This window comes from Gymnodinialimonas phycosphaerae (genome assembly GCF_019195455.1).
Lineage (GTDB): Bacteria > Pseudomonadota > Alphaproteobacteria > Rhodobacterales > Rhodobacteraceae > Gymnodinialimonas > Gymnodinialimonas phycosphaerae.
Window position 1 is genome coordinate 80,814 of record NZ_JAIMBW010000001.1, and the last position, 12,904, is coordinate 93,717.

Here is a 12,904-nt window from a genome sequence, read left to right on the forward strand (position 1 = left end):
TGCCAGAAGAAAGAGACCAAGATGCCTCGCAAGATTGAACTGTTTGTCCCCGCGATTACGCCCTTTGCCGCCGACCTTTCGGTCGACACGGAACGGTTCGTCGCCAACGCCCACCGCTTGATCGCGAACGGTGCCCATGGCCTTGCCCCCTTCGGCACCACGAGTGAGGCCAATTCCCTGTCGGTGGCCGAGCGTATGGAAGCGCTGGATGCCCTGATCGACAGCGGCCTTGATGCGTCGCTGTTGATCCCCGGGACGGGCTGTTGCAACGCCGCCGAAACCATTGCCCTGTCGGCCCACGCAACGCAACGCGGCTGTCGCGGTGTGCTGATGTTGCCGCCGTTCTACTACAAGGGCGTCAGCGATGAGGGCGTGTTCAATGCCTATGCACAGGTGATCGAGGCCGTGGGCCCGGATCTGCGCGTCTACCTCTACCACATCCCGCAAATGTCCGGCGTGGCGATTACGTTGCCTCTGATCGAGCGGTTGATCGCTCGTTTCGGCGACCAGATCGCAGGCCTGAAGGACAGCTCCGGCAAGTGGGACAACACTGCGGCCGTGATCGCGGCATTTCCGCAGATCGATACCTATTCGGCCTCGGAATCGATGATCCCGCAGAATATCGCGGCGGGCGGGGCAGGGTGCATCAGCGCCAGCCTCAACGTGAACCCCACCGGCATTCGTGCCTTGGTCGATGGGTTGAATGGCCCGAATCACGACGCGTTACATGCGCAGGTCAGCGCGGTGCGCACCATCTTTGAAGGCATCCCTTTGATCCCCGCCATCAAGGCTGCCATCGCGGCCCAGACCGGAGAGGTCGACTATGCCCGCGTACGCCCGCCGTTCGTCGACTTGGGCGACGCCCATGCCGATGCCGTGGCCGAGGCTGTCCGCATCGCGGGCCCGCAGAGGCCATCATGACGACAGGTCCCATCCTCGTGACCGGGGCGGGCGGCTTTGTCTGCTCCGAGTTGGCGCTGGCGCTGCACCGGGCGGGCCGGGAGGTTGTGGCGTTGGACCGTGCGTTCGATGCCGCAACGTCAGACCGTTTGAATGGGATCCGCAGGGTGGAGGGCGAGCTTGCACAGGTCTTGGACGCGCTGGGACCCTGCGCTGCGGTGGTTCATGGTGCAGCCATTACCGCCTCGCCCGAGAGGCTGGGGATCACCCGCGCCGCGCATATTCGCCGCAACATGGACCTTCTGACCGCGACGCTGGAGTTTTCTCAAAGCGCGCGGGCGTCGCGCTTCCTTTTCGTCAGTTCAATGGGCGTGTTCGAGCCCGATGACACGCCGACCCCCGGCGGCTGCGTGACCGAGGCCACGCGCCCGACCGCTGATTGCACCTATTGCGCGGCTAAACATGCGGGCGAGTTGCTGACCGCGTCAGCGGCGATGCCCGGTTTCGAGACGCTCAGCCTGCGACTTGGAAATATTTTTGGCCCCCATGAGGCTGTGCGCGAAAGCCGTCAGCACCTTTGCGTTGTCGCGCGGATGGTAGCGGAGGCGCGCGCGAGCGGTATTATCACCGTGCAGACGCCCGACGCGCGGCGCGAATGGGCGTGGTTGCCGGATCTGGCCGATGCCATCGCACGGCTCATGACGGATCATTGGGCGCAGCCTGTCCTGCATGCAGGCGCGCCGCCTGTCATGGGAGACCTCGATCTGGCGCGGGCGGTGGCGGCGCGTGTTCCGGGCACAACGATCCGCCTTGCATCCCCGCCCCACGCCGCAATCCGCCCCCCCATGTCCAGCGGGTTTGAGACCGCGTTGACGCATACGGCATGGACCGTGATGGACGACGCCCTTGATCACTTGATCCCGTTGGAGGCCGCGCCATGACACCGCTGCGCCTGATCATTGTGGGCCTCGGTGCCCGCGCGCGCACCTGGATACAGGTGGTGCGGGCCAATCCCGATCTGGAGATCGTGGCGCTTTGCGATCCCGATCCCGCCGCGCGCGCCAAGGCTGCAGAGCAGTTCCCCGGTTTGCCGATCGGTGCGGACATAACCGAGATCATAGGCACCGCAGCCGATGCCGTCTTGCTGGCCACGCCACCGGGCGGGCGCGAAGGCCAGATGGAGGCCGCGTGCAAGGCGGGTCTTGCGATCCTTGCCGAAAAGCCGCTTTCAGATAGCGTCGTCACCGCCGCGCGCTTCGTCGAGATGGCCGAGGACGCGGGCGTGCCCCTGATTGTGGGCCTCAACTTCCGCTACCTTGCCGTCACGCAGGAGATGCGCCGCCTGTTGCAAAGCGGCGCTATCGGTACGCCAGAATTCGGACGCTTCATCTACGAGCGTTGGCGCGACGGCACGCAGGATTGGCTGAACAAATACCCGCTGACCATGGATCACCCGATGCTGTGGGAACAGTCGATCCACCACTTCGATCTGATGCGCTATGTCTACGACACCGAGCCCGCGCATATCCAAGCCCACACGTTCAACCCCAGTTGGACAATGTACAAGGGCGACACCAATGTCTCGGCGCTGATCGCGTTCGAGAACGGGATGAGCGTGAACTACCAAGGCACCTGGCAGGCGGGCCATGATCCGATGAACTTCAAATGGCGCACCGATGGATCGGAAGGGATCGTGGAGCAACGCGCCATGTTCGGCGATCTGGCCTGGGCTAAGCGGATGGAGCCGGAATTGACGCCGATCCCACTGCCCGAGCATGTCGCGTGGATTACCGACGCCGAGGCACTTCTACGTAGTTTTGTCCAAGGCTTGCGGGGCGAAACCCCGCCGGAATGCACCGGGCGCGACCACTTGCAATCTCTTTTCATGCTGGAGGCCTGCATCCTGGCCTCTTGCCGCCGCGCGGCCGTCACCATCGACGAGGTCCGCGCGCTTACCCAATCAAAGGAGACCCCATGATCAATGTCGGTATCATCGGCGCGAGTTTCGCGCGCGACGCGTATCTTCCTGCGTTTGCTCATATCAAGGACGCCCAGGTCGTTGCCCTCGCCTCGGGCCGGATGGAAAGCGCCCAAGCCGCGGCGGAGCCCTATGGCATCACGGCTGTCTATGACGATTGGAAAAAGATGCTGGCGGATCACAAGCTTGATCTGGTGTGCATTGCCACGCCCACGGTGATGCATGCGCCGATGACGCTGGCCGCGATCGCCAAGGGCGCCCATGTGTTGTGCGAAAAGCCCACCGCGATGAACGCGGGCGAGGCGCGGCAGATGCTGGACGCGGCGCGCAAGGCAAACCGCCTGCACATGATCGATCACGAATTGCGCTTCAACCCCACGCGGATGCGGATTGCCGAGCTGATCCACGGCGGCGATCTGGGCGAGATCCGGCATGTGAATATCACCAATATCGGCGCGTCCTGGGCTAATCCTGCGTCTCGCCCAAAGGGGGATTGGTGGTCTGATGCGTCCATGGGCGGCGGGCGCATGGGGGCCAACGGCTCTCACCAGGTCGACATGTTGCGCTGGTGGTTGGGCGAGCCCGCGTCCGTGGTGGGGCAGGCGCTGACCGTCGTGCCGGACCGGGTGTGCAAACACACCGGAGAGGCGTGGACCGCGACATCCGACGATCTGTCGCACATGACGCTGGAGATGCGATCCGGCGCGCTGGCGCAGGTCTTCATGAGCGGTGTGGCCGCCGCGAACATGGGCAATGAGACGCAGATTTTCGGCACCAAGGGGACCATCACGTTAAGCAACAGCGACGAGAAGCTGTATTTCGCCCGCGCCGGGCAATCGTTCGAGGACATCAGCGTGGAGGACCCGAACGCCGCGCTTGCAGGCCTGAACAAGGGCATCTGGAACGTCTCTGTCACCGGGGCGCTGCAAGAGCTGTGCGCCGCCATCCGGGAGGATCGCGGGTTGAAGCAGGGCGCCAGCTTCGTGGACGGCTTGCGCAACCAGATGGTCGTAGACGCGGTCTTCGCGTCCACCAAAAGCCGGAAGTGGGAAGACCTCGACATGTCAGGCGCGGTTTGATGCCCGCGCTGAAGGATCAACGGGTGCTGATCACCGGGGCCGGGCAGGGGCTGGGGGCTGCAATCGCGCGGGTCTTTGCGGCACAGGGGGCGGACTTGATCCTGATGGATGTGGATGAGGCCAGTCTGGCCGCCGTGAACAATCAGATTGGCGGCAAGGCCATGTTGATGACCGTGGATCTCGCCGACGCAAGCGCCACGCAAAGCGCCATTGCAGCGCTTCCCGGGCCGGTCGATACACTTATCCACAACGCGGCGATCCTGCGGCCTGAGCCGTTGGAGGACGTCAGTCTGGCGACCTTCCAGGCCACGATGGACGTGGGCATTCAGGCGGGCTTTCAGCTGTCCCAAGCGATCTGGCCCGCGATGAAAGCCAAAGGTGGGGCGCTGATCTTTGTGTCATCGCAATCGGGCATCAAGGGCTTCGTGGACGAAACCGCCTATTGCGCAGCCAAACATGCCCTTGAAGGTTTCTCCAAATGCCTCGCCATGGAAGGCGAGGCCCATGGCATCATCTCGTGCACCATTACCCCCGGAAAAGCGATGCACACGCCCATGTCCGAGCGGAATTATCCCCCCGAATTGAAAGCTCAGTGGATCGAACCGGAACACCTGGCCCCCGCCTTCGTCCACATTGCCACCAGCCGCGACCCGGCGCTCTCGGGCCAGCGCTTGAATGCGTGGGCTCTGTCACAGGAGCATCCCCTATGAGTGATATGCAGGCCATCTACGCCTATATCGACGCCCACGCAGATGAGTTTGTCGCGGATTTGCAGGCGTTCGTGCAGCAACCCTCCATCTCCGCCCAGGACATTGGGTTGCGCGACTGCGCGGCGCTGATCCGCGACATGATGCACCGCGACGGGCTTCCGGCGGAGTTTCATGAACTGGAAGCAGGCCCCCCCGTTGTCTATGGCGAGGTGCCGTCGAAGTCGCAGAAGACGCTGCTGTGCTATTCCCACTACGACGTGCAGCCCCCCGAACCGATCGAGGCCTGGACCCACGGCGGCCCTTGGTCCGGTGCGGTGGTGGACGGCGTGCTTTACGGGCGCGGGGCGACGGACAACAAATCCGGCGTGCTGGCGTTTAACAAGGCCGCCAAGGCGTTCCTTGCGGTGCGCGGCGAAGTGCCCGTGGGCCTTAAACTTCTTATAGAAGGAGAGGAGGAGATCGGCTCCCCCAACCTCGGACCTTGGGCAAAGAAGAACGCGCAGATGCTGGAGGCCGACGGGATGCATTGCCTCGACGGCTCTTTGGAGATCGGGGTAGAGGTGCCGGATGTGTCCCTTGGCCTGAAGTCCGTGCTGTTTGTTGAACTGGTTGCGCGTGGGCCGCGCACGGACGTGCATTCCCTGAATGCGCCGCTTGTACCCAACCCGGTCTGGGATCTGGTGCACGCACTGGCAACGATCATGGACCGCGAAAAGAACATCCTTATCCCTGATTGGGCAGAGGGCCTGTATGAGCCGACGTCCGAGGACATGGGATATCTGGAAGACAAGGCGGCGCGGATCGATTTTGATATGCTCAAGGATGAGATGGGTGTGGATGCGTTTGCCCTAGGCCGCGACGGTATCGATGCCCTGCGCGCCCGCACCTATGAGCCGACGGCGAACATCCAGGGCATCACCGGCGGCTACACCGGCAAGGGCACGAAAACCATCGTCCCGGCCGAGGCGCGCGTGCGCATGGATTTCCGTCTGATCCCCAACATCTCTCCGGCCAAGGCGATGGCGAAACTGAAAGCGCATCTCAAGCATCGAGGCTTCCACAACATCGAAGTGATCGGTGAGCCGCGCGTTGAAGAGCCCTACAAAATTTCGGCCCGCGAAGACATCAGCCAATCCATCATCGCCGCCGCCCATGAGGTCTACGGCGAGCCGCCCATCGTCAACGGTGTCAGCGCCGAGGGTGCGATCCTGAAACACGTCTGGATCCCCTGCGTGCTGACAGGTTTCGCCAATCCGGGCTGCAACCTGCACGCGCCCGACGAGAACATCCACGTCGACAAATACATCCTCGGCATCAAATACGCCGCCGCCATCATGGAACATTTCGGCCGCTCGTGAAGGAGCCCATCTCATGACCGTCAATATCGCCTTCGACACCTACCACACCTTTCAGGCCATGACCGCGCATTTGCAGGCGCTGGCAAAGGCTTATCCGAAGCTTTGCACGCTGACCTCCATCGCGAAAAGCTTTCAAGGCCGCGACGTCTGGTTCGTCACCATCACCAACCCTGACACCGGCCCCGGGCTGGAAAAGCCGGGCTTCTACATCGACGCGCAGATCCATGCGGAGGAACACGCAACCAGCGCCACGGCGCTCTATGCCTGTGCCTACCTCTTGAACAACTATGGCAGCGATGAGGAGGTCACGCGCCTTGTCGATCAGATGGTGTTCTACATCATCCCCCGCATCAATCCCGACGGGGCCGAGAACGCCATGACCGCGCCCTATCATCCCTGGTGCGGCAACGGCCGATTCCTTCCCGGCGAGGACCGTCTGGAAGGCCTGATCCCCCAGGATATCACCGGAGACGGTTATATCGTGCAAATGCGCGTGCCCGACACCAAGGGCGAGTGGAAATGCGACAGCGAGAACCCCGACATCATGGTGCAGCGCGAACCTGGCGAGGAGGGGGGCGAATATTTCCGCCTCTACCCCGAAGGGATGATCCGCAACTACGACGGCGTTCATGTGCATATCGAGATGCAGGAAGACGGCAACATGAACCGCAACTTCCCCACCAACTGGACGCCGCAGGAATATGGCGCGGGGGAGTATCCGTTTTCAGAGCCTGAGACAGCGGGTATGCGCGACGTGATCCTGGCCCACCCCAACATCACCGGCATGTGCGCCTACCACACCCATGGCGGTATCATCCTGCGTCCCTCCATGCTGCAAATGGATAGTGAGATGAGCCCCCCGGATCTTGCGCTGTACAAGGCGCTTGGCGAAGTTGGCGAACGGTTAACGGGCTACCCCACGATTTCGGTCTACGAAGAATTCACCCCCGACAAGTCCAAGGCCCGCCATGGCACCCTGACCGATTGGACCTACGAGGAGATGGGGATCATCACCTTCGGGACAGAGCTGTGGGATCTGGAGCGCACGGCGGGTGTGCCGAAGGAAGGGTATTACAACCTTGGGCCGCGCGATGCGGCGACGCAGCGTCTTGTGCACAAATGGGTGGTCGACAACGTGGGCGATCACGGTTTCCGCCCATGGACAGCCTTCGATCACCCGCAGCTTGGCCCCGTGGAAGTCGGCGGCATGGTCTATATCTGGAGCTACCGCAACCCGCCCGGAAAGCTGCTGGAAGAAATGTGCCACAACAACGTGATGTTCAACCTCAAGCACGCCGCGGCGGCGCCGCGTGTGGCCGTTGACACTGTCGACGTCGAAGCCTTGGGCGCTGATCTGTTCCGGGTCACGGCGGTGGCCTCAAACCACGGCTACCTGCCCACCAACCTTTCGGACGTGGCCGTGAAGAACGGTGTGGCCAAACCCGTGGAACTCAAGATCGCATGTGAGGGGGCTGAAGTGGTGATGAATCCCGCTGATGTGAAACTGGGCAACCTCGCGGGGCGCAACGAGCGGCGCTATGCTTATTCCAATTGGGGCCAGCAGTGGTCGCCCGTGACGCGGAAGGTCGAATGGCTCGTCAAGGCCAAGGGGTCCGATGCCGCCGTGACCGTGACCGTGGCCTCCGAGAAGGGCGGAACTCATCGCAAGGTTGCCGCTCTGAGCTAAGGTGAAGTGTCGGCCTTCCAGGGGCGCGCGTGCCCTCAATTCACGACGCGTTCTGCGACGTTCATGCCTTCCGACAGGCCGGATGAGGGGTAGAGGATCACGCGGTCGTTCTCGGACAGGCCGCCGGTGACTTGCGCTTGGATGCCGTTGTTGGGGCCGATCTCGATGGGGCGGAGTTGGGCCGTGCCGTCGACGACGAGGAAAACGGCCCAGGTCTCGCCGCTTCGGAACAGGGCGCTGGCGGGCACGATCAGGGTCTCGTCCTCTTGCCAGACGACGATGCGGGTTTCCACGCGGAACCCGTGACCCAGGCCGGCATAGTCCTCGGGCGGACTGCTGAAGGTGATAACGGCATTCACGCGTTGTTCTTCGACACCCAGGGCCGAGAACTGGGTCACGCCGAATGGATCGACGCGGGTCACTTCCCCGGCCAATTGTGTTGGCCCGCCCCAATCCGCGATGATGACGGGGTCGCCAACTTCGACCTGCACCGCGTCTGTGGACAGAAGTTCGACCACGACCTCCAGATCGCTTTCTATGTTGCCGATCTCCAGGATCGGTGCCCCGGCGGGCAGGGAGGTTTCGCTTTCCTGGATGACACGCAGAATGCGGCCATCGGTGGGCGCATAAAGCGGAATATCGTCGTCCGACGTGCCGATGGCGGCAGCAAGTCGGGGGTCGTCGAACCCGATGAGTTGGGCCTGGGCATTGGCGATCTCGGCCTCTCGCATGGCAATCGCCGCCTCGGAGGTGTCCACGTTGGCCTGCGCCACACGGGCAGACTGCCGGGCGCTATCAAGGGCGGCTTGGCTGACGATGCCCCGATCCAACAATTGTTGGGCTCTCGACAGTTCCGTATCGGCGAGGTCACGGTTGGCGAGTGCCGCATTCAGATCGGCGCGGGCCACGCGAAGCGCCGCCTCTGCGGCGGTCACGACGGCCTGGGCCTGTTCGCGGGTGCGCACATCCAGCGCGGCGGGGTTGGTCGGGCGCATGTGGGCCACAATGGTTTCGCCGCGCACGACCGGGTCGCCCGGCTGGACGCGGACCCGTTGCAATTGCCCGGCGACGGGGGTGGAGACGATGTAGGCATCGCGCACCCGGGTGCGGCCTTCTTCGTCAATGGTCAGCTGCATCGTGCCGCGTGTCACCACGCCCATGTCCACCATCGTGGGCTGCGGCCAGAAGGCAGCCGTCAGGGCGCCCGCAACGAGCAGTACCGTGACGGCGGTCAGGATCAGACGGGATCGTTTCTTCGCTTTCGCCATAACGGCTACTCCCTTATTTTCAGGGCCGAGACGAGGTCTGCCTGGTCGATATCTCGTTTCACCAGCCAGCCCGAGGCGATGGCCGCCCCCAGCACGACCATCGCCGCAAAGCCATAGCTTGCGGGGTCAAAAATGGCAGGGATCTGGTAGAGGTCGCTAGAGAAGCCCGCCGCGATGCCGAAGGACAGGTAATAGCCCAGGATGCTTCCGATCGGCAGGGCGATGAGCGTGACAATGGCCAATTCACCCAAGAGAACGAAGGCCACCTCCCCCCGGGTGAAGCCGATCACCCGCAGGCTGGCGAGATCGCGGGCCCGTTCAGCATAGGCGATGCGGGCGGCGTTGTAGACGATGCCGAATGTGATGACGAAGGCGATGGCCCCCATCACGTAGCGGATCGCGCCCGCGCCGGTGTTCATCAGGGTCTGGAAGGCGATTTCCGCCTGGGATTTCAGGCTGACCCCTGCGACGGTCGGCATGTCTTGCAGGGCGCGGTAGATCTCGGTGGCATGGGCCTCGTCAATCGACAGATACGCCCCCGAGACACGATTGGGTTCACGCAAGGCGCGGTTGAGTGCCTCCAGATCCATGTAGGACGGCGCGCCCAGAAGGCTTTCGGCGACGGCCGTGACAGGAATTTGCAACACGGGTTGGCGGCCTTCGCGGACTTCCACGGTCAGGATGTCACCGGGCGCGATGTCCAGATTTTCGGCCAGGGCGGTGGATAGGACGATGCCGCCGTTCTCTAACGGGATATCGGCAAGGTCACTGTCCAGCGCGCGGCTGAGGCGGGCATCGGGGGTTAACCCGCTGACTACACCGCGATGGGTGGCCAACCCGTGGCGCAGCACAGCGGGCACGTGGCGCACCGGCTCCACCAGGGTGACGCCGTCCATCCGGGCCAGCTCGAAGATCGTGGCCTCGGAGGCGGCATGTGTGAAGCTGACGGTCACATCACTGCGGTCGATCACGTTGAATGTCAGGTCGATTGTGCGGTCAAAGCCCGCGTAGATGGTGATCATCGACACGCTCAGTGCCATACCGCAGGCGATGCCGATCATCGCGCCGGCCATTCGGCCTGGTTGCCGGGTGATCCGGCGCAAGACCATACGGGAGGGTTGATCGAGGAACCGGTTCAGTGCCGTCCCGATGGCCCCCGTGCGGCTGTAATCGGCAGGCGCGGGGGCACGCATGGCGGCAGCGGGGGTGAGCGCAAAGATTCTGCGCAGGACCAGAAGCCCCCCCGCCGAGGCCGACAGGATGCTGACGCCCACGCCCGTAACGAACGAGGCCGGGTCCAGCTGGAACACCAGGAACGGGAACTTGAAATAGGCCACATAGACCTGAATCAGCGCCCGCCCGCCCGCGATGCCCATCAGGCACCCGGCCAGCGCGCCGCCGATGGCAATGGCGAGGACTAGCTTGAAGTAATGGGCGCCGACCTCGGTGTTGGTATAGCCGAAGGCCTTCATCAGCCCGATTTCCTCGCGCTCGGACTGCACCATGCGGTTGATCACAATGTAGAGAAGGAAGGCCGCCACGGCCAGAAAGATGGGCGGCACGCCGACCGCCGCTGCCTCCAGCCCGCCGATTTCCTCGCTGACGAATGTGTTGGAGGCCTGATCGGCCAGCGGATAGGCTCCGGTGCCGCCATAGGGGTCCAGGATGCGGTCCACGGCGTCCAGCACGGCGGGTTCATTCGCACCGCGCGACAGTGACAGAAGCGCCTCGTTGAAGGCGCCGTCCATGTCATAGGCGGCGGCAAGCGCGGATCGGCTCATCCAGATCACGCCGAAGCGGGCATCGTCGGGGATCAACTCCCCCGGCGCGGTGGTGTAGAGGAACTCCGGCGCTTGCGCGAGGCCCACGATCTGGAAGTTGCGCCGCGCGCCGTTCATCGTAGCGTTGATGCGGTCCCCGGGTTCGAGGTTATGGGCGTTGGCAAAGGCCTCCAGCAACAGGATTTCGTCGGAATGATCACTGTCGATCATCCGCCCGTCAGTCAGGAACACATCGTTGAGGCGGGGCGCGCGCAGATCGGGCAGGGATACGGCCTGCGCTTGCACCGGCAGGTCGAAATCCGCCACGTCGATCAATGCCGCGCCCACCACGCGCGGCTCCACCGCGCTGACGCCGTCAATCGCAGCGAGCCGGGCGGCCAGGCGATCGGGTGCGCGGGTGACCGGGGCGAAGACCTGCGCCAGGCGGTAGCGTTCATAATAGGCGGCACGCGTCTCGTTCAGCGACGTCACCAGCCCTTGCATCATCACCAACATGCCGACGCCCACGGCAATCACCACCCCGATGGCAATGGCCTGCCCCTTCATGCGCCACAGATCGCGCAGAAGCTTATGGTCCAGCGGACTCACCAGGTGATCTCTTCGGGGGTCAGCTTCTTGTCGTTTACCACGATTTCCCGAATGGCGCCGTCGGCGAAGTGGATCACCCGGTCGGCCATGGCGGCTTGGCTTGCTGCATGGGTCACGATCAGCACCGTCGCCCCCAGTTTCTCATTCACGTCCTTGAGCACATTCAACACGGCGCGCCCGGTGGTGCTATCCAAGGCGCCCGTCGGCTCGTCACAAAACAGCACCGTGGGGTTCTTCGCGACAGCCCGGGCAATCGCCACGCGCTGCTGCTCGCCGCCCGACATCTGCGCCGGGAAGTGATCGACCCGCTCGCGCAGGCCGACCATGGCCAGCGCCGCGTCCGGGTCCATTGGATCGCGGGCGATCTCGGTCACCAATTCTACATTCTCGCGGGCGGTGAGGCTTGGCATCAGGTTGTAGAACTGGAACACGAAGCCCACGTGGTTGCGCCGATATTGCGTCAACTGCTTGTCCGTCATCTCGCTCAGGTTCTGATCCTGGAAGAACGCATCGCCCTCCGTCGCGCGGTCCAGCCCGCCGATTATGTTGAGCAATGTCGATTTGCCGCTGCCAGACGGCCCGAGAAGCACCACGATTTCCCCCTTTGGAATGTCCAGATCCACGCCACGCAACGCATGAACGGCGGACCGCCCTTCACCGTAAACCTTGGTGATGCCCTTGGTTGAAAAGGTGTTCATTGTCATGTAGCACTCGCAATCAGTGCGTTCAATTTTGACTGAACGCACTAGACAGATACGGCGATGCGGGCTAGTTTGTCAACATTCCCGCGGACGTGGAGGCCAGACGTGAGTAAAGTGGAAAACGCGAAAGCCGCAGAGTCGGCCCGCGCGGATTTCATCGAGAAGATCGGCGTGATTGCGCAAACCGAAGGGTTGCCGCGGATCGCGGGCCGCGTTCTGGCGATGCTGCTCTATGACGGTGAACGTGTGTCCTTCGGGCAACTGGCAGATGCCTTGCAAGTGAGCCGGGGCAGCGTCAGTTCCAGCGTACGGATGCTTGAGAGCCAGCAACTGATCAAGCGCGTCGCCAAGCCGGGCGACCGGCAGGATTACTTCCAGATGGTCGACCACGCCTTCGCCAACATGGTCGAGGCGTCCGTCGCACGGGCAAGACGGGCCGCAGAGGACATCGAAGAGTCATTGCAAGCCATTCCTGCGTCCGAAGCAGGTCCACGCGCGCGCGTCGCCGGATATGCCGCATTTTACCGGGCCATGGGTGAGGGGCTGGACACAACGGCCAAGAAGCTGCGCCGGTGAAAAAGCGGCACCAGCAGTCACAATGTCTGCCGAAGCGGCATACCAAATAAGACCTTCAGCGTCTGACAAGTCTGAGTGGCGGCGTCCCTGAATTGTTGTTGCCGACCGCGCTTGCAGCTCGGCGGCGGCGTCCAACCCATCTCAGGATCAAACCAGTTCGACAGCGATCCGCGCCGCTTCAAGCTGTCATTGTAAGATGACCAATTTGCGGTCTTGTACTTCGTCGGGGCCCAACTGCTCATACCCTCCAGCTACCATGCTGGATTCATACAGTGAGT

11 protein-coding genes and 1 pseudogene are annotated in these 12,904 nt (G+C 63.1%); 8 read left to right on the forward strand and 4 right to left on the reverse strand.

What is annotated here, in order from left to right; all coding sequences use genetic code 11:
- Positions 1 to 21: 21 nt before the first annotated feature.
- Genes KUL25_RS00435 through KUL25_RS00465 form a run of 7 tightly spaced genes read left to right on the forward strand, consistent with a single transcriptional unit; the run spans position 22 to position 7,712 of the window.
- Entirely contained in the window at positions 22 to 921 is a 900-nt protein-coding gene (locus KUL25_RS00435) for a dihydrodipicolinate synthase family protein (protein WP_257891112.1), read from the forward strand.
- Positions 918 to 1,841 carry an NAD-dependent epimerase/dehydratase family protein gene (locus KUL25_RS00440; RefSeq protein ID WP_257891113.1) on the forward strand — a complete coding sequence of 308 codons (924 nt, stop codon included), beginning with the start codon at positions 918 to 920 and terminating at the stop codon, positions 1,839 to 1,841. Before KUL25_RS00435 ends, KUL25_RS00440 begins: the two co-directional genes overlap by 4 nt.
- Positions 1,838 to 2,878: a Gfo/Idh/MocA family protein gene (locus KUL25_RS00445; protein ID WP_257891114.1), complete on the forward strand. Its 1,041-nt coding sequence runs from the start codon at positions 1,838 to 1,840 to the stop codon at positions 2,876 to 2,878. Before KUL25_RS00440 ends, KUL25_RS00445 begins: the two co-directional genes overlap by 4 nt.
- Positions 2,875 to 3,957, forward strand: coding sequence for a Gfo/Idh/MocA family protein (locus tag KUL25_RS00450; RefSeq protein WP_257891115.1), 1,083 nt, complete (start codon positions 2,875 to 2,877; stop codon positions 3,955 to 3,957). The genes KUL25_RS00445 and KUL25_RS00450 overlap by 4 nt, the downstream gene beginning before the upstream one ends.
- Positions 3,957 to 4,667, forward strand: coding sequence for an SDR family NAD(P)-dependent oxidoreductase (locus tag KUL25_RS00455; RefSeq protein ID WP_257891116.1), 711 nt, complete (start codon positions 3,957 to 3,959; stop codon positions 4,665 to 4,667). The genes KUL25_RS00450 and KUL25_RS00455 overlap by 1 nt, the downstream gene beginning before the upstream one ends.
- Positions 4,664 to 6,025, forward strand: a complete 1,362-nt coding sequence (locus KUL25_RS00460; protein ID WP_257891117.1) for a M20/M25/M40 family metallo-hydrolase — start codon at positions 4,664 to 4,666, stop codon at positions 6,023 to 6,025. The genes KUL25_RS00455 and KUL25_RS00460 overlap by 4 nt, the downstream gene beginning before the upstream one ends.
- A 13-nt stretch (positions 6,026 to 6,038) precedes the next feature.
- Positions 6,039 to 7,712 (forward strand): M14 family metallopeptidase, encoded by a 1,674-nt coding sequence (locus KUL25_RS00465; protein ID WP_257891118.1) that lies wholly within the window; start codon positions 6,039 to 6,041, stop codon positions 7,710 to 7,712.
- Between the two features lie 35 nt (positions 7,713 to 7,747).
- On the opposite strand, the gene KUL25_RS00470 is transcribed toward KUL25_RS00465, so the two are convergent.
- Genes KUL25_RS00470 through KUL25_RS00480 form a run of 3 tightly spaced genes read right to left on the reverse strand, consistent with a single transcriptional unit; the run spans position 7,748 to position 12,053 of the window.
- Entirely contained in the window at positions 7,748 to 8,980 is a 1,233-nt protein-coding gene (locus KUL25_RS00470; protein ID WP_257891119.1) for an efflux RND transporter periplasmic adaptor subunit, read from the reverse strand.
- 5 nt (positions 8,981 to 8,985) lie between these two features.
- Positions 8,986 to 11,349: an ABC transporter permease gene (locus tag KUL25_RS00475; protein ID WP_257891120.1), complete on the reverse strand. Its 2,364-nt coding sequence runs from the start codon at positions 11,347 to 11,349 to the stop codon at positions 8,986 to 8,988.
- Positions 11,346 to 12,053 carry an ABC transporter ATP-binding protein gene (locus KUL25_RS00480; protein ID WP_257891121.1) on the reverse strand — a complete coding sequence of 236 codons (708 nt, stop codon included), beginning with the start codon at positions 12,051 to 12,053 and terminating at the stop codon, positions 11,346 to 11,348. The genes KUL25_RS00475 and KUL25_RS00480 overlap by 4 nt, the downstream gene beginning before the upstream one ends.
- 102 nt (positions 12,054 to 12,155) lie before the next feature.
- Here KUL25_RS00480 and KUL25_RS00485 point away from each other — a divergent pair, with 102 nt between their 5' ends.
- Positions 12,156 to 12,626, forward strand: a complete 471-nt coding sequence (locus KUL25_RS00485) for a GbsR/MarR family transcriptional regulator (protein WP_257891122.1) — start codon at positions 12,156 to 12,158, stop codon at positions 12,624 to 12,626.
- 23 nt (positions 12,627 to 12,649) lie between these two features.
- Here the strand turns inward: KUL25_RS00485 and KUL25_RS00490 are convergent.
- Positions 12,650 to 12,868: pseudogene (locus KUL25_RS00490) on the reverse strand (transposase); the annotation flags it as partial.
- Between the last annotated feature and the right edge of the window lie 36 nt (positions 12,869 to 12,904).

Excerpts from the sequence above, each read along its gene's own strand:
- KUL25_RS00435 (WP_257891112.1), top strand. The coding sequence starts at position 22 with ATGCCTCGCAAGATTGAACTGTTTGTCCCCGCGATTACGCCCTTTGCC.
- KUL25_RS00440 (WP_257891113.1), top strand. The coding sequence starts at position 918 with ATGACGACAGGTCCCATCCTCGTGACCGGGGCGGGCGGCTTTGTCTGC.
- KUL25_RS00445 (WP_257891114.1), top strand. The coding sequence starts at position 1,838 with ATGACACCGCTGCGCCTGATCATTGTGGGCCTCGGTGCCCGCGCGCGC.
- KUL25_RS00450 (WP_257891115.1), top strand. The coding sequence starts at position 2,875 with ATGATCAATGTCGGTATCATCGGCGCGAGTTTCGCGCGCGACGCGTAT.
- KUL25_RS00455 (WP_257891116.1), top strand. The coding sequence starts at position 3,957 with ATGCCCGCGCTGAAGGATCAACGGGTGCTGATCACCGGGGCCGGGCAG.
- KUL25_RS00460 (WP_257891117.1), top strand. The coding sequence starts at position 4,664 with ATGAGTGATATGCAGGCCATCTACGCCTATATCGACGCCCACGCAGAT.
- KUL25_RS00465 (WP_257891118.1), top strand. The coding sequence starts at position 6,039 with ATGACCGTCAATATCGCCTTCGACACCTACCACACCTTTCAGGCCATG.
- KUL25_RS00470 (WP_257891119.1), bottom strand. The coding sequence starts at position 8,980 with ATGGCGAAAGCGAAGAAACGATCCCGTCTGATCCTGACCGCCGTCACG.
- KUL25_RS00480 (WP_257891121.1), bottom strand. The coding sequence starts at position 12,053 with ATGACAATGAACACCTTTTCAACCAAGGGCATCACCAAGGTTTACGGT.